Raw genomic sequence first — 21996 nt, forward strand, 5'->3', positions numbered from 1 at the left:
CAACAGAGCGTTGAGGGCCGTGCCCGGCCGCGGGCGGAAACGAAGTGCCCGCCCATGGGGGCGGTCGGGCACTGCCCGGCGTGCCGCCGGGCGGGAGATCCTCATTTGAAACAGAAGCTCCCAGACAGCCTTGTCCTTCCCGGCCATCCGGATTTCGGCATCCTTTTCCCGCTGGCAGAAGAAATCACCACCCGTGCGGGCGGTGCCTTGGCGCTTGAATACGATGTGCCGCAAATGCTGCGCCAGTGCATTGATGATGTGATCATGACACCCAAGACCGGGCGGCGCGCCTATGAAGAGCTGGAGAAGACCGAAAAGACCTATATCGGCACCCGGGTCGAGATCGAGCTGCGGGCGCTGCTGCGCTTGCGCAAGGGGCGGCTGGATACCGAGATCCTGGGCCAGGATGTCGACATTAAGCACACCATGGGCGGCAACTGGATGATCCCGACCGAGGCGATTGATTGCGCCTGCCTGCTGGTCGCCGCGGATGAGGTGCGGGCGCGCTGCTATCTCGGGCTGATTGTGGCCCGGCCTGAGTATTTGACCGCGGGGCAAAACAAGGACGCCAAGCGCAGCATCTCAGCCGAGGGGTTCCGCCATATCCTGTGGCTGCTGAAGGACCAGCCCTACCCTGCCAATTTCTGGCGCACTGCGGATGAGGCGGCGGTGGAGCAGATCTTTGCAGGTGAGACTGGCAACGAGCGGATGGCGCGGCTGTTCCGGCTGATTCAGGGCCGCCCGGTGCCGCGCGACGTGGTGGAGGCGGTGGCGCAGCAGAAGGACTTCATGCGCCGCATCCGGGCCGATGGCGGCCACGGCACCCGCGATATGCTGGCGCGCGAGCAGATCGTGCTGCTGGAAGGCCAGAAGGATGCCCAGCTGATCAAGGCGCTGGGTCTGCCGCCCTGCCCGGCCAGCGCGTTTATTTCCTGCCGGATTGAAACAAGCTACCATGCCCGCATGGTGGAACAATCCAGGCACAAGGTGGAATGGCCGACAAGCTGACCCCGGAACGGCGCAGCGCCAATATGGCCAAGATCCGCGCCAAGCACACCAAGCCGGAAATGCTGGTGCGGCGGATGGTGCACGGGATGGGCTTCCGCTACCGGCTGCACCGCAAAGACCTGCCCGGCAAGCCGGACCTGGTGTTCGGGCCGCGCCGCAAGGTGATTTTTGTGCATGGCTGTTTCTGGCATCTGCATGAGTGCCGCGACGGGCGCATTCCGTCCAGCCGCCGCGATTACTGGGAGCCCAAGCTACGGCGCAATGCCGAACGCGACGCAGAGCAGCTGGCCGCGCTGCAGGGCGCGGGCTGGCAGGTGCTGACGGTCTGGGAATGCGAGACAAAGGACCTTGATGCCTTGGAAAACCGCCTCGCGGACTTTCTGAAATCCACAGAATAACGCTTATCCACAGATACTTGCGCGGTTCTGAAAATTTCCTCTTGCGGCGCGTTTGGGAAAACCCTAAACACCGCCTCACCGAATGGCAGCGCGGGCGTAGCTCAGGGGTAGAGCATTACCTTGCCAAGGTAAGGGTCGTGAGTTCGAATCTCATCGCCCGCTCCATTCGAAAGCCGAAAAGGCCGTCCCTCGGGGCGGCCTTTCGCTTTTCCGCCCCGCGGCACCAGCGGCATTTTCTTCATCAGACTGTCACTTTCCGCTTGCAGCCTCCTGCCGGATTTCCTATTCACCGCCTCACCGGATGGCAGCGCGGGCGTAGCTCAGGGGTAGAGCATTACCTTGCCAAGGTAAGGGTCGTGAGTTCGAATCTCATCGCCCGCTCCATCGGGAAACGAACAGGCCGCCCTTCGGGGCGGCCTTTCGCTTTTTCCGGCACCGGGTTTGGACGCACCCTGAAATTTGATCAAATTCCCTTTGACGCGCGCCGCAAAACACGCCAAAGCTACTGCAAAACAGCCCCTGCGGCAGGTCATTGTAGGAGTTTGGACATGGCCCCTGTCATCTATCCCACCACCAATTTCACCGCAACCGAGCAGCTGTGCCTGGACCGCGGCGAAGGCATCTATGTCTATGACACGGACGGCAACAAATACATCGAAGGCCTGGCGGGCCTGTGGTGCACCTCGCTGGGCTACAGCAACACCGAGGTGATGGATGCAATCACCGAGCAGCTTCACAAGCTGCCGTTCTCGCACACCTTCGGCGGCAAGACGCATGAGCCGATCATGAAGCTGGCGGAGAAGCTCAAGGCGATGGTGCCGGTGGAGGACGCCTATATCTTTTTCGGCAACTCCGGCTCGGACGCCAACGACACCCACTACAAGATGCTGCGCTATTACTTCAATGCCATCGGCAAGCCGGAGAAGCGCAAGATCATCACCCGCGAGCGCGGCTATCACGGGGTGACCGTGGCGGCCGGTTCGCTGACCTCCCTGCCCGCGAACCTGGCGCATTTCGACGCACCGCTGGAGGCGCTGCATATCCTGCGCTCCGACGCGCCGCATTATTACACCGGCCGCCAGGGCAACGAGACCGAAGAGCAGTTCGTCGACCGGATCATCAGCAATCTGGAAGAGCAGATTCTGGCCGAAGACCCCGACACCATCGCCGCGATGATCGTCGAGCCGATCACCGGCGCGTCGGGCGTGATCGTGCCGCCGGAAGGGTACTATGAGAAGCTGCAGGCGCTCTTGCGCAAGCATGGCATCCTGGTCTGGGCCGATGAGGTGATCTGCGGCTTCGGGCGCACCGGTGCTGACTTTGGCTGCACCACCATGGGCATCAAGCCGGACCTGATGACCTTTGCCAAGCAGCTGAGCTCGGCCTATTTCCCGATCTCGGCCTCTGTGATCCCCGGCTGGATGTATGAGGCGATGATCGCGCAGACCAATGAAGTCGGCGTGTTCGGCCACGGCTACACCTACTCCGGCCACCCGGCGGCCTGCGCCGCAGCGCTGAAGACGCTGGAGATCTACGAGCGCGACAACCTGTTCGAGCACGCCGCCGAAGTGGGGGCCTACATGCAGGCGCAGCTTCGTGAGGTGTTCAGCAGCCATCCGCTGGTGGGCGAGGTCCGCGGCAAGGGTCTTATCGCGGCGCTGGAGCTGGTGTCGAACAAGACCACCGGCGCGAGCTTTGACAAGGGGGCCGCAGGTGCTGCCGCGCAGAAGGCCTGCCAGGACAACGGCCTGATCCTGCGGGCAGTCGCCGGCAATGCGCTGGCGCTGTGCCCGCCGCTGATCATCACCAAGGCAGAAGTGGACGACATGCTGGCCCGGATGAAGACCGCGGTAGATACGGCTTATGCAGAATTGCAGGACAAGGGTCTGATTGCTGCCTGACCAGCCTGTACTGGGAAGGAAAAACGCCCCGCACTGCGGGGCGTTTTGCTGTCTGCCTCTTGGCTGCCAGTGGCCTCAGAACACCTTGTAGGTCATCGTGGTCAGCGACCGCTCAATCCCTTCGATCTGCAGCAGCTGGTCGTTGATGTATTTGCCCACATCCTCGCCGCTGGGGATGTAGAGCTTCATCAGCAGGTCGAAATTGCCGCTGGTGGAGTAGAGTTCGGAGTGGATTTCCCGCAGCGCAATCTCTTCGGCCACCTTGTAGGTGGTGCCGGGCTTGCAGCGGATCTGGACAAAGACGCAGGTAGACATGGGAGGCCCTCATGGCTGATCAGGAATTTGCGCCCAAGCTCGCACGCGCCGCATCCGGGCGCAAGAGACCGGGATGGGACCGGGACTGCTGCAACAGATTGCCCTGCTTGCACAATGCCGCACTTGAGCCAGCCCCCCTGCCCGCCCTATAAGCGCCGGGGCAGAACCAAAGTTCTTGCAGCATGACGAAGGAAAAGCCGCTGATGCGTACCGCCAAAGTGACCCGCAAGACCGCGGAAACCGATATCTCGGTCGAAATCAATCTCGACGGCACCGGGGTTTACGACAACCAGACCGGCGTCGGCTTTTTCGACCACATGCTGGACCAGCTGGCGCGCCATTCGCTGATCGACATGACCATCCGGGCCAAGGGCGATTACCACATCGACGACCACCACACGGTGGAGGACACCGGCATCGCGCTGGGTCAGGCGCTGGTGCAGGCGCTGGGGGACAAGAAGGGCATCCGCCGCTATGGCGAGTGCCACCTGCCGATGGATGACGCACAGGTGCGCTGCGCGCTGGACCTGTCGGCGCGCCCGTTCCTGATCTGGAACGTTGAGCTGCCCACCCAGAAGATCGGCGCGTTCGACACCGAGCTGGTGCGCGAGTTCTTCCAAGCCCTGAGCACCCACGGCGGCATCACCCTGCACATCGACCAGCTGCACGGGTTCAACAGCCACCACATTGCCGAGGCGGCGTTCAAGGCTGTCGCCCGCGCGCTGCGTCTGGCGGTGGAGACCGACCCGCGCAAGGCCGATGCAATTCCCTCCACCAAGGGTGCACTCTGACATGCTGACCGCGATCATCGATTACGAATCCGGAAACCTGCACTCCGCCGAGAAAGCCTTTCAGCGCATGGCGCGGGAGATGGATGCGGGCGAGGTCGTGGTGACCTCCGACGCCGATGTGGTTGCGCGGGCCGACCGGCTGGTGCTGCCCGGCGACGGCGCCTTCCCCGCCTGTGCGGCGGAACTGCGCGGCCACAAGGGCATCTATGACGCGATGGTTGAGGCGGTGGAGCAGAAAGGCCGTCCGTTCCTGGGCATCTGCGTCGGCATGCAGCTGATGGCGACCACCGGGCACGAGTATCAGGACACTCCGGGTTTGGGGTGGGTCGGCGGCGATGTCGTGAAGATCACGCCGGCAGACCCGGCGCTGAAGGTGCCGCACATGGGCTGGAACGATCTGGTGATCGACCACGCGCACCCGGTATTTGACGGCATTCAGAGCGGCGATCACGTGTATTTCGTGCACTCCTACCACTTCCGCGTGGCCAATCCGGCGGAACGGCTGGCGCATGTGGATTATGCCGGCGACGTGACCGCAGTCATTGGCCGGGACACGATGGTGGGCATGCAGTTTCATCCGGAGAAAAGCCAGGCCACCGGGCTGCGGATGATCGGAAACTTCCTGACCTGGAAACCATAAGGGGACGGCGCTGACGCGCCGTTGCCTCCGGCGGGAGTATTTGGGGAAAGATGAAAGCCGCGGCGCTCAGGCGGCAGCCGTCCTCAGCGAAACCGGCGCCACGCCGTAGGCCTTGCGGAAAGCACGCGTGAAGCCTTCGGGGCTGGTGTAGGCATAGCGGCGGGCCACCGCCTCCACCCTGTCGCCGCGCGCGAGATCCTGATGCGCCAGGATCAGCCGCCAGCGGCGCAGGTAGCCCATCGGGGTTTCGCCCACTTCTGCAGCGAACAGCTCGGCAAAGCGTGACAGCGACAATCCCGCCTCCTGCGCCAGATCGGCATTGGTCCAGAGCCTGCCGGGGTGATCATGCATCGCGACGATGGCCCGGCTGAGGCGCGGATCGGCGAGGCCCGCCAGAAGACCCGGCTCTGTCGCCCCCTTCTGGATCTGATTACGCAACAGGCGCACCATTAGCACCTCGCCCAGCCGGTTGATCACCGACTGCGCGCCGCAGTGCTGGCCCTCGGCTTCCTCCTGCATGAGCCGCACCAGCCCCTGGGCTTCGGCATTGCCGGCGATGCCGTAGTCCACCAGCTGCGGCAAGGCGGCCAGAAACGGGTTGCTCTGCCCCGACCACTCCACCCGCGCGGACCACATGACCGTGGCCGGATCCAGCCCCTGCATCGCCCCTTTGGTGCAGTAGAGAATGCGCACCGGCGCGCCGGTGCTGTCCGCCAGCGCTGCCAGATTGGCCTCCCCCGGTCCGGCCGCCTGCACGGCCAGCTGAAAGCGGTCCATCAATGTGGTCAGGCGATCCATAATTCCGGGGTTCCCGTCAGGTTTTTCGGATTTATGCGACAGTAAACTGCGCGATACCTTTGGGCAAGCACCACCACCACTCACATCACACAAATGGAGCGTCACTATGCTGATCCCCCGCCAGAAGACCCCGGACCTGACCCTGCCGACGCTGGACCACGGCCAGTTTGACCTTTCGGCGGAAAACGCCGAGCGCGGCACCGTGATTTGCTTTTACCGCGGCCTGCACTGCCCGATCTGCGCGACCTACCTGAAGGAATTCGAGAAAAAGGTTGCGGCCTTTGCAGAGCGCGGCGTCGAGTGCATCGCGATCAGCTCCGACGGCGAGGAGCGCACCCGCGCGATGGCGGACAAGATCGAGGCGAAGGAACTGCGGTTCGGCTATGATCTGCCGCTGTCCGTGGCCAAGGAGTGGGGGCTTTATATCTCCACCTCGCGCGGCAAGACCTCGATCGGGATCGAGGAGCCGGAGCTGTTCTCCGAGCCCGGCCTGTTCATGGTGACGCCGGAGCAGACGCTGTACTATGGCTCGGTCCAGACCATGCCGTTTGTGCGCCCGCATTTCGCGGAGCTGGTGGCGGCGCTGGATTTTGCGATCCCCAACAACTACCCGGCGCGCGGCGAATACACTGGTGAGGTCTAAGCGTCACAGCTGCCGCAGGGGCCGGTGCAATTCGCCGGATTGAACAATAGACAAGGGGTCCGCTTCGATGCATACGGGGCGGACCTTTTGTCACTGCGGCAGCCCCCATTGCACATCCGTTTCGAGAAATACGACCACGCCGACGGCAAGCACCGCTATTGCTTGCTGAGCCTGACGCCGACGCTGTTCGGCGACTGGTGTGTTGAGCGTGTCTCGGGGCCGCTGAACGCTCCGGGCGGTGCGCAGAAGCGGACCTATTTTGCAGGCCATGCCGAGGCGCTAGCGATTTTCGAAGGCTTCCGGGACCGGCAGCTGAAACGCGGTTATGCGCCGATCCCGGTGCAGCTGGGGCTGCTGTAAAGCCCCGCCGGACTTACTTGATCCGGGTCCAGGTCTGTTTCGAGCAGATCAGCCCGCCCGCCACGCAGCCGCGCAAGGCCAAGGAGCTGCCTGCCAGATCCATCTTGCCGATGTAGACCTTGTTGTTGGACGGCCGCCAGACCTTTCCCTCGTAGGAGCCGTCGCCGTTGGGCATCATGTCGATCACCAGCGTCTTGCCGAGGTTCGGGGACTTATACTCCCCCTCGCTGTTGAAGGTGCGGGCGATCTTGCCGCAGACGGCAGCACCGCATTTGGCCATCTGGACATGGGCATAGGAGCCGTCGTCGGGCTGGGTCTTCCAGACGCCCAGAACCGGATCCGCCGATGCGGCGCCTGCCAGCCCCAAGGCCAAAGCCATGCCTGCCAGTAGATGTTTCATTCCATTTCCTCCCTGTTTTCAGGCAGCCTGTCCCTGATGCGCCGCTTCTGGCAAGGTTGACTTCGGGTCGCGTTGCAATCTGCCCTCGCGTTGTGCAAAACACCGCCAGCTTGATTTCACGAAGGACCGCCCGGATGATCCTCTACCCCGCGATTGACCTCAAAGACGGCCAGGCCGTGCGCCTGCTGCATGGCGAGATGGACAAGACCACCGTGTTCAACGACAACCCCGCCGCCCAGGCGCTGGAGTTTGTCGAGGCGGGCTGCGAGTGGCTGCATCTGGTGGACCTCAATGGCGCCTTTGCCGGCGAGCCGGTGAACGCGGCTCCGGTCGAGGAAATTCTGAAGCAGACAAAGGTGCCCGCGCAGCTGGGCGGCGGCATCCGCGACATGGCGACAATCGAGCGCTGGATTGATAAGGGACTGGCGCGGGTCATCCTGGGCACCGTGGCGGTGGAAAACCCGGACCTTGTGCGCGAAGCGGCACGGGAATTCCCCGGCAAGGTGGCCGTCGGCATCGACGCCCGCAACGGCAAGGTTGCCACCAAGGGCTGGGCCGAGGAGACCGATGTCATGGTCACCGACCTCGCCAAGTCGTTTGAGGACGCGGGCGTTGCCGCGATCATCTATACCGACATCCTGCGCGACGGCGCAATGAAAGGCCCGAATGTCGAGGCGACTGCCGATCTGGCCAATGCGGTCAGCATCCCGGTGATCGCGTCCGGCGGCGTGTCCTCGCTGGAGGACCTGCGGGCGCTGAAATCCTGCGGTGCGCCGCTCAATGGTGCGATTTCGGGCCGGGCGCTCTATGATGGCGCCATCGACCTGAAAGAGGCGCTGGCGGTTCTGAAGGCCTGACGCCCCGCCCCGGTCTGATCCGGCGAAGGGAAACCTCATGCGCCTTGTCCGCCGAATCCTAGCGACGCTGACCATAGGGCCGATTGCCCTGTGGCTGCTGTGCATTGCCTTCGTGATGCTGCTGGGGTTCGGCTTTGATTGCGAAATCCACGAAGGCTTCGCCAACCCCTGCGTGGTGCTGGGCCATGACCTGAGCGAGACCGCCTATACTGCGGGTGTCCTGGCCGCCTGGGGGCCGCTGATCTTTGGCCCGGTCACGATGGGCGCAGGGCTGTTGTGGGCCATTGCGATCGTGATTGACCGCCACCGGTCCCGCCCGCGCCGCTAAGGCACGGGCAGCCCGCGGGCGGTTTCCGCGGTTATTGCGCTGCCTTGGACGTCAGCTTGTCCAAGGCTCCCTGCATCTTGCCAATGAACGCTGCATCTGCCGGGATTTCGAGGCCCGACAGCATCTCTGCCGGGTCCTCATAGGTAAGCCAGACCTGGCCGTCCGCGTCCTCAAAAGCCAGCACCTTGAGCGGCAGATAGAGCCCTGCCCGCATGTCGGCCTGCATCGCCGGAGTGCCCAGCTTGGGGTTGCCGAATATCAGGAGCTGGGACGGGCTCAGCTCCAGCGCTGCGTTCTGCGCGCCTGCCGCATGGTCCACCCGGGCAAAGACGGTGGCGCCCGCGCCCTCAACCGCGGCCTGCAGCGCGTCCATGGTTTCACCAACGGATTTCTGGCTCTGCACGGTCACCAGTTCCGCGGCCGCAGGCAGTGCGGCGGCGAGGGCGATGGCTCCGGCTAGGAAAAAGGTCTTGGTCATAACATCAGCTCCAAACTGTCAGACTATATGGCGATCTCAACCTAGCAGAGCACCACGATCAATTCACGTTTCCGGCACACATTTACTCTTTATCCGCCTGCTCCATAATAGGCCCAGGCACACAGTTGAGGTTTCAGTTCGACACTTGTTGGATTTCCTTTTCACATCACTTCCCTTTTCTGCGGCCGCTGCAGTCTTTTTTGCAGCACCAAGAAAAGCCAAAACCATCGCCCTTGCTCCGCTACTGATGGGGCTTCTGGTGCTGGTCAACAAGGCAGTTATCAATGGGTGCGGCGGCAACCACATAAAGGTTGGCTGGTCGAACTGCAGCCCTGAAGTTTTGGAACCCGTCGGCAATTTTCTGGCCTGGCCCTTTATCATGAACATGCTTCTACTGCCATTCGTCACGCCGGGCTTCCTGGGGCTGGCTTTGTTCCTGGCCATTCGTAAACACAGGGGATCGCAGCAACCGGATTAACGGCGGTTGCGAGCATGTCTTCGTGCAAGGGATAAAGTACTGTACGCCTGGACCAAAACGCGCAGCAGCCGCCATATCTGTTGCGCTTGCCGCGGGCATTGCGTACCCACGGGGCCAAGCAGTTTGAAAGGCACGGCAACATGCTGAAGACCCGCATCATTCCCTGTCTCGACGTCGCCGACGGGCGCGTGGTCAAGGGTGTCAACTTTGTCGGCCTGCGCGATGCGGGCGATCCGGTGGAATCGGCCAAGGCCTACGATGCGGCCGGCGCGGATGAGATCTGTTTCCTCGACATCCACGCGACCCATGAAAACCGCGGCACCATGTTCGACGTGGTGCAGCGCACAGCCGAGCAGTGCTTTGTGCCGCTGACCGTGGGCGGCGGGGTGCGGACCAAGGAAGATGTGCGGGCTCTGCTGCTGGCGGGTGCCGACAAGGTCTCCTTCAACTCGGCCGCGGTGGCCAACCCGGATGTGATCGCCGAGGCCGCGGATCAGTTCGGCAGCCAGTGCATCGTCTGCGCCATCGACGCCAAGACGGTGGAGCCGGGCCGCTGGGAGATCTTCACCCACGGCGGCCGCAAACCGACCGGCATCGACGCGGTGGAGTTTGCCAAGCTGGTGACAGCCAAGGGCGCGGGGGAAATCCTGCTCACCTCGATGGACCGCGACGGCACTAAATCGGGTTTCAACCTGCCGCTGACCAAGGCCATTTCGGACGCGGTGGACGTGCCGGTGATTGCCTCCGGCGGCGTCGGCAACCTCGATCACCTGGTGGAGGGCGTGACCAAGGGCGGCGCCAGCGCGGTGCTCGCGGCCTCGATCTTCCACTTCGGCGAATACACCATCCAGGAAGCCAAGGAACACATGGCCGCCGCCGGCATCCCGATGCGGCTGAACTAGTGGATTGGCAAAGTCTGGATATCTTAGAGCGTGATACAACACACACTCCTTGCGCTTGCTGTGGCGAGACGACAATCCAGATCAGCGGCGAAATCGAGGTGCAGGGCGAATATCTGTCCTGGTACTCCGCCCGCTGGTCCGAAGCACATTCAGATCAGCCGCTGCTTGTGACAATTTATGCTGGAGACTGGCGGGAAGGAGCCGCGCAAGAGACACGCTGGGCAACCCGTGTATCGGTTGTATATGAGCCCGAACCCGGGTGCTCTCTCCTCGATTGGGATCCAGAACACCGCGAGACGATTGATCGCTTTGTTCCCCTGGATCGTAACGACGTCCTGAACTCCTCATATGCGCCTGAACTCTGGGCCTGCGTCGACGCTGTGCTCATGAAAGACAAACGACTGGAGAAAGTTGTCAGATGAGCCTGCTGCACGATCTCGAAGCCACCATCCTGTCCCGCAAGGGCGCAGACCCGGACTCCAGCTGGACCGCCAAGCTGCTGGCCAAGGGGCCGGAGAAATGCGCCGAGAAATTCGGCGAGGAAGCCATTGAGGCCATCATCGAGGCGGTGAAGGACGACAAGGCCGGGCTCGCGTCCGAAGGGGCCGACGTGCTCTATCATTTCCTGGTGATGCTGGCCGCCCGCGATGTGGCGCTGGACGATGTGCTGCAGGTGCTGGCGGAACGCCAGGGCCTCAGCGGCATTGCCGAGAAGGCCAGCCGCCCCAAGGGCTGACACCCGGGCCGGGCGGCGGGTCAAGGGAGGCGCAGCCTCCGCGCGCCAGCGCGGCTCGCCCTTGACGCGCACTCTCAAACACACTCGGTAAGGCCCTTGAGGGCACTCCTGCCCCTCAAGGGCTTCTCAGCATAAAATCAGCGCCGCGCAGCGGCGCCGGGCCCAACCGTGGAGGCCGTCCGGCAGGACGGCGGGAACGGGCGGGAGCGCCCTGCCCGGCCGCAGACGTCACAGCTTCGAGGAAATGATCCCGGTGGCAAAGCCACCCATACGCAACTCGCCGAACAGCCGCTGGTATTCGATCTTGGGACAGCGGTTCTGGATTACGGTGACGCCGCGCGCCTCGGCCTTGGCAGCGGCCTCTGCGTGCTCGACCCCGATTTGCATCCACACGGTCTTCAGCCCGGGAAACGCCTCCAGCGCCTCGTCCACAATCGGCGGCACCGCCTCAGACCGGCGGAAGATGTCGACCATATCCACCGGCGCCTCAATATCCGAAAGGCTCGCCCGCACCGTTTCGCCAAACAGCGGCTTGCCGGCATGGCCCGGGTTCACCGGGATCACCCGGTAGCCCTTCAGGCCCAGGTAGCGTGCCACATAGTAACTCGGCCGCACCGGGTTCATCGAGACGCCGACCACCGCAACCACCTTGGTGCGCTGCAGAACCTTTTTCAGATGCTCATCACTGTAATCAGTCATGCCGCGCACCCTAGCCTTGCCGCACAGCGCCGCAAAGCCGGATTCGCCGTACGCGAACAAAAATGCGCCCGGACGAACCGGGCGCAAGGTATGGAACGAGGGACAGTGAAAAAGATCTGCGGTGGTTCCACTCCGCAGTCTGTATTGAATATGGGTCACAGTCTGTAAAATAAAAGCCCTCCTCGCGAAATCGTGAGGTGACGAGCTATTTGCGGAAAATCACCGGCCAGTGCAGCCGCGCCTGGGTGATCAGCTCGCCGCGGCGGGTAACCCAGACACCCTGTGCCTCCGGGTTGTTGAGCAGAAACAGCTCGCCATCCACGATCGCCCAAAGCTGCGGGTTGCCATCCGCAAGCACCCCCTGCGACATCGCAAAGGCGCAATAGCCGCCAAAGGCGGGCGCATAGGCGCGCGGGTTTGCCTCGAACCGGGCCTGGTTGCTGGCCGAGGCAAACCGCCAAACGACCCCCTTCCAGATCACCGCATGGCCGCGCCGTCCGCGTTCAGCGGCCCCATGCACAAAGAACGCCACCGGGTCATAGCCGCCGATAGCGACCCCCGAACGGGAGGAGAACATGGCCGCATCCGCCCGGGCCGGACCGGGCAGCGCCAGCAACAGAACCGCAACAGCCATCGAAATCAGGCGCAGGGCCACGTTATTCTCCATTCACGTTTTTGCAGCAGTTCACTGACTCTGCCGCAGCGCCCTGCCCTTGCAAAGGGAGCATACGCAGATGTGATTACCCCGTTACGGGTCGCCTCCGCCTAGCGTGCGATAGAGGCATATAGCGCAATTGCAGCCGCGTTGGAGACATTGAGAGAGCCGAAGCCGCCAGCAGCATCAATCCTGACCAGCTGGTCGACAGTCTCCTTGGTCTTTTGCCGCAGCCCGGGGCCTTCCGCCCCCAGCACCAGCGCCACCGGCTGATCCTTTTTCCCCTCCAGCGCGGCTTCTACGGTCTGCTCTGCCTCGCCGTCCAGGCCCAGCACGGTAAAGCCCATCTGCTGCAGCTCGGTGATGGTGTCGGCCAGGTTGCGCATCCGCAGGTACGGCTGGCGCTCAAGCGCGCCGCTCGCGGTCTTGGCCAGCGCCCCGGTTTCCGGGGCCGAATGGTGGCGGGTGCCGATCACCGCACTGGCGCCCAGCACCTCCGCCGAGCGCAGGATCGCGCCGACGTTATGCGGATCGGTGACCCGGTCCAGCAGCAGTACCCGCGGCGCCTCGCGGCCGATGCAGTTTTCGGCGAGCCCGCCCCAGTTCAGCGGCTTCACTTCCAGCGCCGCGCCCTGATGCACCGACTGCGGATCAATTGGCGGGTTGAACTTGCGCGGGTCAATGACCTCGGCCTCGACACCGGATTCTTCGATGGCATCCGCCAGCTTCGCCTGCGCATTCATCGTCACCATCAGGCGCAGTTTTTCGCGCTTGGGATTGAGCAGCGCATCGCGCACCGCATGCAGCCCGAACAGCCACACGGTTTCCGCTGCGGCCGCCCGCTTGGCCTGCTCTTTTTCGACGACCCACTTGGGTTTCTTGGACATTTTGCTCTCCGGCAGAAAGAATTTGCGGGGCGCGCGAAAAACTTGCGATTTTCCTGTTGACGCCCCTTTGGCCTGCTTGTAATCACGCCTCCACATCAGGTGCAACAAGCAACTGACAGTGGGCGACAGGCCGCAAGGTGTGGCAGGGGACTGTAACTCCCTCGCGGAGACGCACGCCTGGTTCAATTCCAGGGTCGCCCACCATTTTCCCTCTTAACAGGACGGACGATGGTGGTTCAGCAACAAGGCTGAACGGGCCGCACGCTGCCCTACGCAGCAAAAGCCCGCGTGAAGTTCGCGGGCCTTTCGATTGATTTCAAAAGAAAATCGCCGGGGTCAGGCAGTTTCGGCCACGGCCTGCTCCGCCCATTCGACCAACGCGTCCAGATCCGGGCCCGCCTCGACTGCCATGCCGCCGGCGAAGGCCTGGAACGGCTCTACGTTCATCTTGTTGACGCCGGAAATCACCGGGATGCCCAGCGCCAGCGCCTCGCCTATGATGGGGCGCATGCCGCGGCCGTCGGCCTCGTGCTTGCCGAATTTGTTGACGATCATCAGCTGCGGCGCCTCGCCGGATTGCAGCGATGCAGAGACCTGCCCCACCGCCTGTTCCAGCGCCTCGGGGTTCAGGCGGCAGCCGCGGGCGCCCGCGCCCAGGGACTGCGAAATGCGGATGGTTTCACCCGCGGGCAGCACCCGCACATCCATGTCGCAGAGCTCTTTGTCGTAGCATTCCACATTGGTCTGCACGATCCCCGCCAGGCGGAGGCCCTTGGCCTGCAGCCGTTCGGCCAGTTCGCTCAGCAGGCGGTCGGTGGCGCCGCGCTCTTCGGTCATCACATAGGCCAGGTGCATGTGTCGGTCTCTCCAGTGTCGTCTGATTTCATAGGTGGTCATGCGGCGTCCGAGGTCAACCCCTACCAGGGCAGCGGGCTGTAGCCGATGACCGGCGCGTGCAGGATCAAGAGCGCCAGGAACACCGCCGCCGCCAGCCCGGCCTCACTAGCAGTGGGGCGCAGACGGGCAAGGTTCAGCCGCGCGGTATTGCGGCTGAGGCGGCGCCATTCGCCCTGCCCCATCTGGCGCTGCTTACGCTTGTCGATCAGCGCCATGCCCATCCAGGCGAAGCCTGCGAACAGGCCGAACAGGATCACATGCGCCAGGTCGCCATTGGCCAGCAGATGCGCCCCAGCCCAGAGCGCCATCGCCGCCAGCAGCGGGTGGCGGCTGACGGCCAGAATGCCGGGGTCTGCCGGGTCAAAGGGCTTGATGCCAAGCCCGCCAAAGCTGAACGGATTCTCCCGCATCATCCCCGCAACCGCCAGTAGGCAGGCCAGCGGCATCACCAGAAGCGGCACCCAGCGGAAACCCTCCCAGTAGGGCAGCACGCCCACGTAGGGCGCGCGGGCGGAAGCCACCACCAGCCACGCCAGGATTGCCAGCGACAGCACACTGTAGGCAATGATGTATCCGCGCAGACCCAAACGGCTGACCAGCCATGGCCGCACCGGCGGGCGCACGGGGATCGCGTGGCTGGCCAGAAACAAGAGCAGCGCGGCGGTGAATTCAAGCCAGCCCATCGGGGTCTCTCCGGATATAGATCAGTCTTGTGTGCAGCTATAGGCGGGCTGGCAGTCTATAACGTTGCCCCAGATCAAAAAAGGGCGCCGCTAGGGCGCCCTTTCTCTTTGTTGTTGCGGCGGTCAAAGCCCCAAGGCTTTGCGCCGCTCCTCGGCAAAGCCCTGCACCATGCGGTCGGCGATCAGGGCGAGGATCGCCATCGCCGCACCGGCGGAAATGCCCAGCCCCACATCCGCCTGCCCCAGCGCCAGGTAGATCGACTGGCCGAGGCCGGTGGTGCCGATCAGCGCCGCAATGACCAGCATCGCAAAGGCATAGAGAATGGTCTGGTTTAGCCCCAACAGGATCGACGGTGCCGCATAGGGCGCGCGGATGTCCTTGAGCATCTGCCATTTTGTGGCACCGGACGCTGTGGCCGCTTCGATCATCTCGTCAGGCGTGGAGACCAGCCCGTGCCTTGTGTAACGGATCATCGGCACGATGGCATAGGCGATGATCGCCAGGAAGGCGGAGAACTCGCCGATCTGGAACACCATCAGCACCGGGATCAGGAACACGAACAGCGGAATCGTCTGCAGCATGTCGCAGACCGGTCGCACCACCCGCCAGACACCGGGCGACACCGCCGACGCCAGACCGATAGCGCCGCCCACCACTGCGCAGGCAAAGACCGCAGCCCCGGAGAGGTAGAGGGACAGCAGCGCGCGCTCCCACAGTCCGGAGACCAGGATAGTACACAGCAGCACCACCGTCAGGATTGCCAGCCCGCGCCCGCCGGCAACCCATGCCAGCGCGCCTGCCCCCGCCAGAACAAACGGCCAGGGCAGCTGCGAGATGCCGGTCTCCAGCATCCCGGCCGCGATCAGCAGCATCACGCCCAGCGCCAGCTGGCCGCGCAGGGCAAACACGACGGCAGCGGCGGCACCGGCTGCAAACAGCGCCAGGCTCATCGCCGGGGTCCAGGCAAAGCCCCAGGTGAAGGGCAGCACCGCCTGGTCCAATCCGATCCGCAATGGCAAAAGCACGTAAAACAGCACATTGTTCTTGAGCGCCGTAAGGAATTCCGCATTGGCGCTGGTAAAGGCCGACAGCCCGCGGTCGACGCTGTCCGCCACCGGATTGAACAGCGCATAGGTGCCGGGCTGCTGAACGCTGCCCCAGAACGCCGCGCTCACCACCACGCCCAGCGCCAGGATGCCCCAGGCAACGCGCGGATCGTGTTGCGCACGCCGGTCCTGGGTCAGGGTGCCGCTCATCCGGTCGATCAGGATCGCAAAGATCACGATCACCAGGCCCGCCAAGAGGCTCTGGCCGAACTGCGCCTTGCGCATGGTCAGCAGCACCTCCCAGCCGATGTCGTCAAAGCCGCCGATCACGGCCGCGATGATCACCATCGACAGCGCCGCCATCAGGCATTGGTTGACACCCACCATGATTTGCTGCCCGGCAGAGGGGATCTCGCACTGGAACAGCTGCTGTAGGCGGGTGCCGCCGGACATGATGGCGGCTTCCTTGATCTCCGGCTCCACACGTTCGAGGCCCAGCAGCATGTTGCGCGCCATCGGCGGCGCTGCGTAGATGGCAGAGGCGATGAGGCCCACCACGGGGCCAAAGCCGAACAGCACGAGCAAGGGGGTCAGATAGGCAAAAGTCGGCACCGTCTGCATGATGTCCAGCACCGCCTGCACCGGCTGGCGGATCTTGGGGTATTCATTGGCAAGGATACCGATTCCGCCGCCGATGATCAGCGCCAAAGGCACCGAGACAGCGACCAGCGCCAGAGTGTTCATGCTTTCGGGCCAGTAGCCTGAGGCCAGCACAAAGCCGAGGCCCACAACTGCCATCAGCGCCATCCGCACCCCGCCCAGAATCCAGGCCAGCGCCGTGGTGGCACAGATGACCAGCGGCCAGGGCGTGTGGCTCAGCACGTAGTTGGCGGCTTCCATAGGATAGAACATCAGCGCCGAGAAGCTGCGGGCCGCGGGTTTGATCAGCGCCAGGAACCACTCCATGGCGGCCCCCACCCAGTCGGTTGCGGGCAGCACCCAGCCGGCGGGGAATTTCACCAGCCACGGCAGGCTGCTTTCCAGCAGCAGGCACAGCGCCCCCACCGCCGCCGCAATCAGCGCCGCAATAGAGCCTTTCGAAAGACCAGCCATCACCCCTGCTCCACCTGCAGCGCTGCGGCCAGATCCGCCGGGTTCACCACGCCGACCAGCTTGCCCTCGGGCGTGCGCACCGGCACGGGCTCGTACAGCTCCATGCAGCGCGCCAGCGCCGCGTCCAGCGTCATGTCCTGGCGCAGGCCGGGATCGTCGGCACCATAGACGTGATGCTCGCCCGGCTGCATGACCGAGGCGACACGGGCATGGCGGCCCTTGGCGACGTCTTTGGAAAACTCGCGCACGTAATCATCGGCCGGGCGCAGCACGATATCGGCAGGCGTGCCGATCTGCACAACCTTGCCGTCGCGCATGATGGCGATGCGGTCGGCGAGCTTGAGCGCCTCGTTGATGTCGTGGGTGATGAAAACAATGGTGGTCTTCAGCTTGGCCTGAATCTCCAGAAACTCATCCTGCAGCTGCCGCCGGATCAGCGGGTCCAGCGCCGAGAACGGCTCATCCAGGAACCAGACCGAGCAATCGGCCACCAGCGAGCGGGCAATGCCGACGCGCTGGCGCTGGCCGCCGGACAACTCGCGCGGATAGTTCTTTTCCCGCCCGCCGAGGCCGACGAGTTCGATCACTTCCTGCGCCTTGGCCAGCCGCTTTTTCTTCTTCACCCCCTGCACCCGCAGCGGGTAGGCGACGTTCTCCGCCACGGTCATATGCGGGAACAGGCCGAAGTGCTGGAACACCATGCCCAGCTTCTTGCGCCGCAGCTCGATCAGCCGCTTGGGGCTGGCTTCGACGATGTTCTCGCCGTCGATGCGGATCTCGCCGCCGGTGGCGTGCAAAAGGTGCGAGATGCAGCGGATCAGGGTGGACTTGCCGGACCCCGACAGCCCCATGATCACAAAAAGCTCCCCCTCCTTCACGTCAAAGGAGGCGTCCTGCACCGCCGGGATCAGTCCCTTGCCGCGCAGTTCCTGTGCCGCCGCTTCGGGTGTTTCGTTCCGCGACAGCGCCTCCTTCAAGGCGCTGTCTGCGTTGTTGCCAAACACCTGCCAGACATTCCGGCAGGTGATGGCGGGCGTTTCAGAGCCGCTCACTGGGTTTGGCTCAATTGATGGCAGCGTCGACAACCGGGCGCCACTTGTCCTCATTGGCGGCCATCCATTCGGCGACCACCTCTTCGACCTTGCCGCCGTCCACATCGACCGCGCCCATCATCGGCTGCTGGTCTTCCACGGCCAGGGTGTAGTTCGACAGGATTTCAAAGGCCGCGGGCCAGGTTTCTTCGGTGCCGGACCAGGCGGCCTTGAAGATCCGCGAGGGTGAGAAGTCGCAGTCGTTCACCGCATCCGGGTTCGGACCCCAGGCCGGATCGCTGAAGCAGGCGTCCTCACCCGGCGGCAGGTCGACGAATTTCACGTCATAGGCCGACATCGCCCAATGCGGCTGCCAGAAGGTGATAAGCAGTGGTGTCTTGCGCTCGGTCGCGGCGCGCAGCTCGACGATCAGTGCGGCCTCGGAGCCTGCGGGCACCGCCTTGAACGGCAGCCCCAGACCGGTCATCCGGTCCGCACCCGGCGTGCCCCAGTCGGCGGGGTAGTCGACCAGACGGCCTTCGGGCAGGGTTTCGGCGGTGGCAAACTGCATTGCGCAGTCCTTCAGCGCTTCCCATGCGGGCAGACCGGGGCAGATATCTGCCACATGCGCCGGGTAGGCGATGCCTTCGCGGGCGTTCAGCTCCAGGTCGCCCAGTTCGACGACGGTGCCCTCTTCGATCTTCTTGGCGTATTCGTCGGAGACGTTGGAGGACCAGATTTCCAGCGTTGCGTGGATGTCGCCGTCGGCAATCGCCTGGAACTGGTTCATCATGCCGGCCGAGACATACTCCACATCATAGCCCGCCGCCTTGAGCATCTCACCGGCGATATGGGTGGTCACATGCTGGCCGGTCCATTCATTCACCGCCAGCTTGATCGGCTTGCTGGTGTCGCCCAGCTCCGCCGCCGAGGCGATACCGGCAGCCACGGTCATCGAGGCTGCGCCCAGTGCCAGCGCATATCCTTTGAAATTCATCTCAATACTCCCTGTCATTATCCTTTTGCGCCGCCGTTTTCCGGCTGTGGCGCATCTTTTGGAACCCGGCGGTTCGCGGCACCTGCCTGGCCTTACGGCCGGTCTTGTTGCTGTCAGCGTGTGCCCATGACCCAAGTGTGGCCGGGGATAATGCAAGTATTGGAACATATTGCGGCACTTTGTCGAGCAAATGCGGCGCAAAACGTAAAAAATTCTGATTGACGGTTCAAGTTTTTGTGCAAACGGACAAGATCCGGAATCACCCCGGGCCGCCGCCTCCGCTGTGCCAAAGCTGCTTACCGCAGGCCCGGCTCCGCCATCAAGCCGTCTGCAGACAGCAAAAAGCGCCCCCGCACCGGCGGGAGCGCTGAAAACGATCCTAAAAGCGCAAAGCTCAGGAGCGGCCCTTGCCGGTGGCCTCCTCAACAACCGGCATCCACTTGGCGCGGTTCACCGCCAGCCAGCCCCGGGCGGCCCCCGCCACGGTTTCACCGCGCACGTCCACCAGCCCGATCAGCGGCTGCTGGTCCCAGATGCTCAGCTCATAGTTCTTGAGGATCTCATGGGCTGCGGGCCAGCGTTCCTTGAAGCCGGACCAGCTCGCCTTGACCACGCCGCCGCGGTAGAAATCGCAATCACCGGTGGCCTTGGGGTTCGGCCCCCAGGACGGATCAGTGTAGCAGGCCGGTTCAGGCTTGGGCAGGCGCACGAATTGCAGCGCGTAAGAAGACATCGCCCAATGCGGCGCCCAGAAAGTAGCGATCACCGGACGCTTTTCTTTGTAGGCCTGCTGGAATTCCTCGATCATCGCGGCCTCGGACTCGGCCGCGACCACATCAAACGGCAGGTCCAGCGCCCGGATCCGGTCCGCCCCGGGGGAGCCCCAGGATTCCGGATAGGCCAGATAGATACCGCGGTTGCCCTTGCCATCCTTGGAGAAGATCCCCGCACAGTCGCGCAGCGCCTCCCAGTTGGGCAAGCCCGGGCACATCTGCGCCACATAGGGCGGGAAGACCACGCCATTGCGCGCATCCAGCCCCAGATCGCCCAATTCTTCCAACCGGCCCGCGTCCCGCGCGGCGGTGTATTCGTCAGGGTCGCTGCTGGTCCAGATCTCCACCATGGCATGAAGTTCGCCAGTGGCAATCTGCTCGTACAAGGCGCTCTGATCCGCCTCGACATACTCGACGGTATAACCCGCCTCTTGCAGCATGCCGCCCGCAACATAGGTCGACAGGCGCTGGCCGGTCCAGTTGTTCAGCGACAGGCGGATCGGCGTCTCCGCATCCCCCATATCGGCTGCTTCGACGGCCCCCGAAACCGCCAGCGCCGCCAGCGCTGCCGCAAACGCTTTGACTTTCATTGGCATCACTCCCGTACTGCCGGTCTACCCACGTGCCGCGCTCTCAGGCGCAGCTCCGGAACCGGCATAGCAGCGGGACATTGACAAAGATTAACGCCACGCGGAAACGGCGGCGCCAAAGAATAGAAAAAAGCCTAAAACTTGCTTCAAGCGCGCGTTGCACCGCCGCAACAACGCAACCGGATCAGGCCGTGCGCCGGGCCACCAGCAGCACCGGATCATAGGTCAGAGGAAGCTTGCCGCCCTGGCCGAACTGCGCCCGGTAGGCGTCCTCGAAATCCCGCAGACGCCGGCGGCTCCAGCTTTGCTGGGCGTGACCGTTGACGCCGGTCTGGCGCAGATGCCTTAGCAGCGCCAGCGCGCTATCGAACTCCAGCACCACAGGTGCTTGGGCGGCCGCCACGAGGTCCAGGCTGCCGGGCAATACCGCCCGCCACTCCCCGGCATCCAGGTAGCTGGGCGCGGCGGCGGCTGAGCCCAGAGCGGCCAGCTCGCGGAACTGGCTGCGGCCAAAGCCCGACAGCGCCAGCCAGCCCCCGGGTTTCAGACGCGCTGCCAGCCGCGCTGTCAGCGCAGGCAGGTCCGGGATCCACTGCACGGTGGAGGCTGAGGCGATCAGATCCAGCTCCTGCGGCAGCGGCAGGCTTTCCACCGGCCCGGCCTCGAACCGGGTTTGCGCAGGCGCAGCGTCACCCAGTTCCTGCAATACAGAAGCCGCCTCCGGCACCAAGTCGTTCAGCAACAGGCTGCCGATTTCGAAACGCTGCACCAGCTGCCGGGTCAGATGACCGGTACCGCAGCCAAATTCCAGCGCCGCCCCGAATTGCCCTGGCGCACCCTCAGCCTGCAGCATCTGTGCCAGCTGAGCAGCGATATCCGCCTGCACCGAGGCGTTGCGGTGATAGCTCTCCAGCCCGCGGCGGAAGCTTTGCCGCACCCGCGACCGGTCAACCTGAGGAGGCATCATGTCTTTCATTGCAAAAGCGCCTCCCAGGTCTCGAACTGGCTAAAAGGCGCGTGTGGCGCGTCGATCTGGCTGACCGCCTGCCCCGCCCAGGCCCGCGCCAGGTTGGCGGGCGGAAAGATCTTGTCGCCGGAGCTGATCCAGATCCGGTCAAACCGCGTTTGCGGTGCATCGCCGCGGCGCTCCACTGCCAGCAGCTCCGCCCGGAGCGCGTCCACATCCACCGGCTCGGGCGGCTGCGGCTGCCCGAAAACGCGGGTCAGAAAGCCCTGAAAGCTTTCCAGGCTCAGCGTCTCGGCTGTCTTTCGGAAGACCGCGGGCGGAATACCTGCACTGCGGTTCACCGGTTTCAGGCTGCCGTTCACCGCCACCTTGCGCTGGAACGGATCGGACCGCCCCTGCTGCCAATGGCCATAGGCCGCGACGCCAAAGGACCAGGCCAGCAGGCTTACATGGTCATAGGCAGACAGATCCGGCAGCTCCGCGTTCAGATCGCTGTAGCCGCTGGCAAACAGAATATCCTGCGGGCCGTCGAGGTGCCAGAACACCTCCGGCCCGACAGCCCAGCCGCCAAAGACCACGATGGCCTCGGCTGCCTGGTTCTGTTTGATCCAGCGGAACTCCATT

Annotated in this window: 27 protein-coding genes and 3 tRNA genes; 15 read left to right on the forward strand and 15 right to left on the reverse strand. The window is 63.9% G+C overall.

Going from position 1 to position 21996, the window contains the following annotated elements; all coding sequences use genetic code 11:
* Positions 1 to 105: 105 nt before the first annotated feature.
* The 5 genes from ACXAED_RS02080 (at position 106) to ACXAED_RS02100 (ending at position 3307) form a co-directional block, all read left to right on the forward strand.
* The gene (locus ACXAED_RS02080; RefSeq protein WP_475046527.1) at positions 106 to 1008 is read left to right on the forward strand and encodes a NaeI family type II restriction endonuclease; all 903 of its coding nucleotides are present in this window, start codon (positions 106 to 108) and stop codon (positions 1006 to 1008) included.
* Complete coding sequence (locus tag ACXAED_RS02085; RefSeq protein ID WP_475046529.1) at positions 993 to 1406, forward strand: very short patch repair endonuclease; 414 nt, start codon at positions 993 to 995, stop codon at positions 1404 to 1406. Before ACXAED_RS02080 ends, ACXAED_RS02085 begins: the two co-directional genes overlap by 16 nt.
* Positions 1407 to 1496: 90 nt before the next feature.
* Positions 1497 to 1571: transfer RNA gene (locus ACXAED_RS02090), tRNA-Gly, on the forward strand.
* Between the two features lie 144 nt (positions 1572 to 1715).
* A tRNA-Gly gene (locus ACXAED_RS02095) sits at positions 1716 to 1790 on the forward strand.
* A 164-nt stretch (positions 1791 to 1954) separates the two neighbouring features.
* Positions 1955 to 3307, forward strand: coding sequence for an aminotransferase (locus tag ACXAED_RS02100; protein WP_475046530.1), 1353 nt, complete (start codon positions 1955 to 1957; stop codon positions 3305 to 3307).
* Positions 3308 to 3382: 75 nt separating this feature from the next.
* Here the strand turns inward: ACXAED_RS02100 and ACXAED_RS02105 are convergent, their stop codons facing one another.
* Positions 3383 to 3622, reverse strand: a complete 240-nt coding sequence (locus ACXAED_RS02105; protein ID WP_027236986.1) for an Lrp/AsnC family transcriptional regulator — start codon at positions 3620 to 3622, stop codon at positions 3383 to 3385.
* Between the two features lie 203 nt (positions 3623 to 3825).
* On the opposite strand from ACXAED_RS02105, the gene hisB reads away from it, so the two are divergent.
* Complete coding sequence (hisB, locus tag ACXAED_RS02110; RefSeq protein ID WP_027236985.1) at positions 3826 to 4413, forward strand: imidazoleglycerol-phosphate dehydratase HisB; 588 nt, start codon at positions 3826 to 3828, stop codon at positions 4411 to 4413.
* 1 nt (position 4414) lies between these two features.
* Positions 4415 to 5053 carry an imidazole glycerol phosphate synthase subunit HisH gene (gene hisH / locus ACXAED_RS02115; RefSeq protein WP_475046532.1) on the forward strand — a complete coding sequence of 213 codons (639 nt, stop codon included), beginning with the start codon at positions 4415 to 4417 and terminating at the stop codon, positions 5051 to 5053.
* A 66-nt stretch (positions 5054 to 5119) separates the two neighbouring features.
* Here hisH and ACXAED_RS02120 read toward each other — a convergent pair whose 3' ends face one another.
* Entirely contained in the window at positions 5120 to 5851 is a 732-nt protein-coding gene (locus ACXAED_RS02120) for an AraC family transcriptional regulator (protein ID WP_475046534.1), read from the reverse strand.
* Positions 5852 to 5957: 106 nt separating this feature from the next.
* Between ACXAED_RS02120 and ACXAED_RS02125 the strand changes: the two genes are divergently transcribed.
* Positions 5958 to 6494, forward strand: a complete 537-nt coding sequence (locus tag ACXAED_RS02125; RefSeq protein WP_475046535.1) for a peroxiredoxin-like family protein — start codon at positions 5958 to 5960, stop codon at positions 6492 to 6494.
* Between the two features lie 108 nt (positions 6495 to 6602).
* Positions 6603 to 6854, forward strand: coding sequence for a WGR domain-containing protein (locus tag ACXAED_RS02130; protein WP_058284404.1), 252 nt, complete (start codon positions 6603 to 6605; stop codon positions 6852 to 6854).
* 13 nt (positions 6855 to 6867) lie between these two features.
* Here the strand turns inward: ACXAED_RS02130 and ACXAED_RS02135 are convergent, their stop codons facing one another.
* Complete coding sequence (locus tag ACXAED_RS02135; protein WP_475046536.1) at positions 6868 to 7254, reverse strand: DUF2147 domain-containing protein; 387 nt, start codon at positions 7252 to 7254, stop codon at positions 6868 to 6870.
* Positions 7255 to 7388: 134 nt separating this feature from the next.
* Between ACXAED_RS02135 and hisA the strand changes: the two genes are divergently transcribed.
* Positions 7389 to 8111, forward strand: coding sequence for a 1-(5-phosphoribosyl)-5-[(5-phosphoribosylamino)methylideneamino]imidazole-4-carboxamide isomerase (hisA, locus tag ACXAED_RS02140; RefSeq protein WP_421054590.1), 723 nt, complete (start codon positions 7389 to 7391; stop codon positions 8109 to 8111).
* 37 nt (positions 8112 to 8148) lie between these two features.
* A complete protein-coding gene (locus ACXAED_RS02145; protein ID WP_475046538.1) occupies positions 8149 to 8439 on the forward strand; it encodes a hypothetical protein in 291 nt (96 codons plus the stop codon).
* A gap of 31 nt (positions 8440 to 8470) precedes the next feature.
* Here ACXAED_RS02145 and ACXAED_RS02150 read toward each other — a convergent pair whose 3' ends face one another.
* On the reverse strand, positions 8471 to 8917 hold the full coding sequence (locus ACXAED_RS02150) for a DUF302 domain-containing protein (protein WP_421054588.1): 447 nt from the start codon (positions 8915 to 8917) through the stop codon (positions 8471 to 8473).
* Positions 8918 to 9065: 148 nt separating this feature from the next.
* Between ACXAED_RS02150 and ACXAED_RS02155 the strand changes: the two genes are divergently transcribed.
* The 3 genes from ACXAED_RS02155 (at position 9066) to ACXAED_RS02165 (ending at position 11033) form a co-directional block, all read left to right on the forward strand.
* Entirely contained in the window at positions 9066 to 9395 is a 330-nt protein-coding gene (locus tag ACXAED_RS02155; RefSeq protein WP_475046539.1) for a hypothetical protein, read from the forward strand.
* Between the two features lie 140 nt (positions 9396 to 9535).
* On the forward strand, positions 9536 to 10297 hold the full coding sequence (gene hisF, locus ACXAED_RS02160) for an imidazole glycerol phosphate synthase subunit HisF (protein ID WP_421054587.1): 762 nt from the start codon (positions 9536 to 9538) through the stop codon (positions 10295 to 10297).
* A gap of 418 nt (positions 10298 to 10715) precedes the next feature.
* Positions 10716 to 11033, forward strand: a complete 318-nt coding sequence (locus tag ACXAED_RS02165) for a phosphoribosyl-ATP diphosphatase (RefSeq protein ID WP_475046541.1) — start codon at positions 10716 to 10718, stop codon at positions 11031 to 11033.
* 228 nt (positions 11034 to 11261) lie between these two features.
* Here ACXAED_RS02165 and ACXAED_RS02170 read toward each other — a convergent pair whose 3' ends face one another.
* From ACXAED_RS02170 to rlmB, 3 genes are all read right to left on the reverse strand, one after another.
* The gene (locus ACXAED_RS02170; RefSeq protein ID WP_475046542.1) at positions 11262 to 11732 is read right to left on the reverse strand and encodes a CoA-binding protein; all 471 of its coding nucleotides are present in this window, start codon (positions 11730 to 11732) and stop codon (positions 11262 to 11264) included.
* Between the two features lie 205 nt (positions 11733 to 11937).
* Positions 11938 to 12399: a YHS domain-containing (seleno)protein gene (locus ACXAED_RS02175; protein WP_475046544.1), complete on the reverse strand. Its 462-nt coding sequence runs from the start codon at positions 12397 to 12399 to the stop codon at positions 11938 to 11940.
* A 98-nt stretch (positions 12400 to 12497) separates the two neighbouring features.
* Entirely contained in the window at positions 12498 to 13274 is a 777-nt protein-coding gene (rlmB, locus tag ACXAED_RS02180; protein ID WP_475046545.1) for a 23S rRNA (guanosine(2251)-2'-O)-methyltransferase RlmB, read from the reverse strand.
* A 120-nt stretch (positions 13275 to 13394) separates the two neighbouring features.
* On the opposite strand from rlmB, the gene ACXAED_RS02185 reads away from it, so the two are divergent.
* Positions 13395 to 13478, forward strand: a tRNA-Tyr gene (locus ACXAED_RS02185).
* A 132-nt stretch (positions 13479 to 13610) separates the two neighbouring features.
* Here ACXAED_RS02185 and ACXAED_RS02190 read toward each other — a convergent pair.
* From ACXAED_RS02190 to ACXAED_RS02225, 8 genes are all read right to left on the reverse strand, one after another.
* Positions 13611 to 14129, reverse strand: coding sequence for a DUF2478 domain-containing protein (locus ACXAED_RS02190; protein ID WP_475052983.1), 519 nt, complete (start codon positions 14127 to 14129; stop codon positions 13611 to 13613).
* A 62-nt stretch (positions 14130 to 14191) separates the two neighbouring features.
* Positions 14192 to 14854, reverse strand: a complete 663-nt coding sequence (locus ACXAED_RS02195; RefSeq protein WP_475046547.1) for an NnrU family protein — start codon at positions 14852 to 14854, stop codon at positions 14192 to 14194.
* A 123-nt stretch (positions 14855 to 14977) separates the two neighbouring features.
* Positions 14978 to 17014, reverse strand: coding sequence for an ABC transporter permease (locus ACXAED_RS02200; protein ID WP_475046548.1), 2037 nt, complete (start codon positions 17012 to 17014; stop codon positions 14978 to 14980).
* A complete protein-coding gene (locus ACXAED_RS02205) occupies positions 17014 to 18066 on the reverse strand; it encodes a quaternary amine ABC transporter ATP-binding protein (protein ID WP_475046549.1) in 1053 nt (350 codons plus the stop codon). Before ACXAED_RS02205 ends, ACXAED_RS02200 begins: the two co-directional genes overlap by 1 nt.
* Before the next feature lie 10 nt (positions 18067 to 18076).
* Positions 18077 to 19042, reverse strand: coding sequence for an ABC transporter substrate-binding protein (locus ACXAED_RS02210; RefSeq protein ID WP_475046551.1), 966 nt, complete (start codon positions 19040 to 19042; stop codon positions 18077 to 18079).
* 394 nt (positions 19043 to 19436) lie between these two features.
* The gene (locus ACXAED_RS02215; RefSeq protein WP_475046553.1) at positions 19437 to 20405 is read right to left on the reverse strand and encodes an ABC transporter substrate-binding protein; all 969 of its coding nucleotides are present in this window, start codon (positions 20403 to 20405) and stop codon (positions 19437 to 19439) included.
* A 184-nt stretch (positions 20406 to 20589) separates the two neighbouring features.
* Positions 20590 to 21381 carry a methyltransferase domain-containing protein gene (locus tag ACXAED_RS02220; protein WP_475046554.1) on the reverse strand — a complete coding sequence of 264 codons (792 nt, stop codon included), beginning with the start codon at positions 21379 to 21381 and terminating at the stop codon, positions 20590 to 20592.
* Complete coding sequence (locus ACXAED_RS02225; RefSeq protein WP_475046556.1) at positions 21378 to 21995, reverse strand: pimeloyl-ACP methyl esterase BioG family protein; 618 nt, start codon at positions 21993 to 21995, stop codon at positions 21378 to 21380. The genes ACXAED_RS02220 and ACXAED_RS02225 overlap by 4 nt, the downstream gene beginning before the upstream one ends.
* Between the last annotated feature and the right edge of the window lies 1 nt (position 21996).

The organism is Leisingera sp. ABM4_103 (assembly GCF_056158685.1).

Bases quoted from the DNA above. Each gene is read 5' to 3' on its own strand.
- ACXAED_RS02215 (WP_475046553.1), bottom strand. From the start codon at position 20,405: ATGAAAGTCAAAGCGTTTGCGGCAGCGCTGGCGGCGCTGGCGGTTTCG.
- ACXAED_RS02210 (WP_475046551.1), bottom strand. From the start codon at position 19,042: ATGAATTTCAAAGGATATGCGCTGGCACTGGGCGCAGCCTCGATGACC.
- ACXAED_RS02135 (WP_475046536.1), bottom strand. From the start codon at position 7,254: ATGAAACATCTACTGGCAGGCATGGCTTTGGCCTTGGGGCTGGCAGGC.
- hisB (WP_027236985.1), top strand. From the start codon at position 3,826: ATGCGTACCGCCAAAGTGACCCGCAAGACCGCGGAAACCGATATCTCG.
- ACXAED_RS02150 (WP_421054588.1), bottom strand. From the start codon at position 8,917: ATGACCAAGACCTTTTTCCTAGCCGGAGCCATCGCCCTCGCCGCCGCA.
- ACXAED_RS02105 (WP_027236986.1), bottom strand. From the start codon at position 3,622: ATGTCTACCTGCGTCTTTGTCCAGATCCGCTGCAAGCCCGGCACCACC.
- ACXAED_RS02165 (WP_475046541.1), top strand. From the start codon at position 10,716: ATGAGCCTGCTGCACGATCTCGAAGCCACCATCCTGTCCCGCAAGGGC.
- ACXAED_RS02190 (WP_475052983.1), bottom strand. From the start codon at position 14,129: ATGCACCTGGCCTATGTGATGACCGAAGAGCGCGGCGCCACCGACCGC.
- ACXAED_RS02085 (WP_475046529.1), top strand. From the start codon at position 993: ATGGCCGACAAGCTGACCCCGGAACGGCGCAGCGCCAATATGGCCAAG.
- ACXAED_RS02175 (WP_475046544.1), bottom strand. From the start codon at position 12,399: ATGGAGAATAACGTGGCCCTGCGCCTGATTTCGATGGCTGTTGCGGTT.
- ACXAED_RS02145 (WP_475046538.1), top strand. From the start codon at position 8,149: ATGCGCCTTGTCCGCCGAATCCTAGCGACGCTGACCATAGGGCCGATT.
- rlmB (WP_475046545.1), bottom strand. From the start codon at position 13,274: ATGTCCAAGAAACCCAAGTGGGTCGTCGAAAAAGAGCAGGCCAAGCGG.
- hisA (WP_421054590.1), top strand. From the start codon at position 7,389: ATGATCCTCTACCCCGCGATTGACCTCAAAGACGGCCAGGCCGTGCGC.
- ACXAED_RS02100 (WP_475046530.1), top strand. From the start codon at position 1,955: ATGGCCCCTGTCATCTATCCCACCACCAATTTCACCGCAACCGAGCAG.
- hisF (WP_421054587.1), top strand. From the start codon at position 9,536: ATGCTGAAGACCCGCATCATTCCCTGTCTCGACGTCGCCGACGGGCGC.
- ACXAED_RS02225 (WP_475046556.1), bottom strand. From the start codon at position 21,995: ATGGAGTTCCGCTGGATCAAACAGAACCAGGCAGCCGAGGCCATCGTG.
- ACXAED_RS02170 (WP_475046542.1), bottom strand. From the start codon at position 11,732: ATGACTGATTACAGTGATGAGCATCTGAAAAAGGTTCTGCAGCGCACC.
- hisH (WP_475046532.1), top strand. From the start codon at position 4,415: ATGCTGACCGCGATCATCGATTACGAATCCGGAAACCTGCACTCCGCC.
- ACXAED_RS02220 (WP_475046554.1), bottom strand. From the start codon at position 21,381: ATGAAAGACATGATGCCTCCTCAGGTTGACCGGTCGCGGGTGCGGCAA.
- ACXAED_RS02125 (WP_475046535.1), top strand. From the start codon at position 5,958: ATGCTGATCCCCCGCCAGAAGACCCCGGACCTGACCCTGCCGACGCTG.
- ACXAED_RS02195 (WP_475046547.1), bottom strand. From the start codon at position 14,854: ATGGGCTGGCTTGAATTCACCGCCGCGCTGCTCTTGTTTCTGGCCAGC.
- ACXAED_RS02200 (WP_475046548.1), bottom strand. From the start codon at position 17,014: ATGGCTGGTCTTTCGAAAGGCTCTATTGCGGCGCTGATTGCGGCGGCG.
- ACXAED_RS02120 (WP_475046534.1), bottom strand. From the start codon at position 5,851: ATGGATCGCCTGACCACATTGATGGACCGCTTTCAGCTGGCCGTGCAG.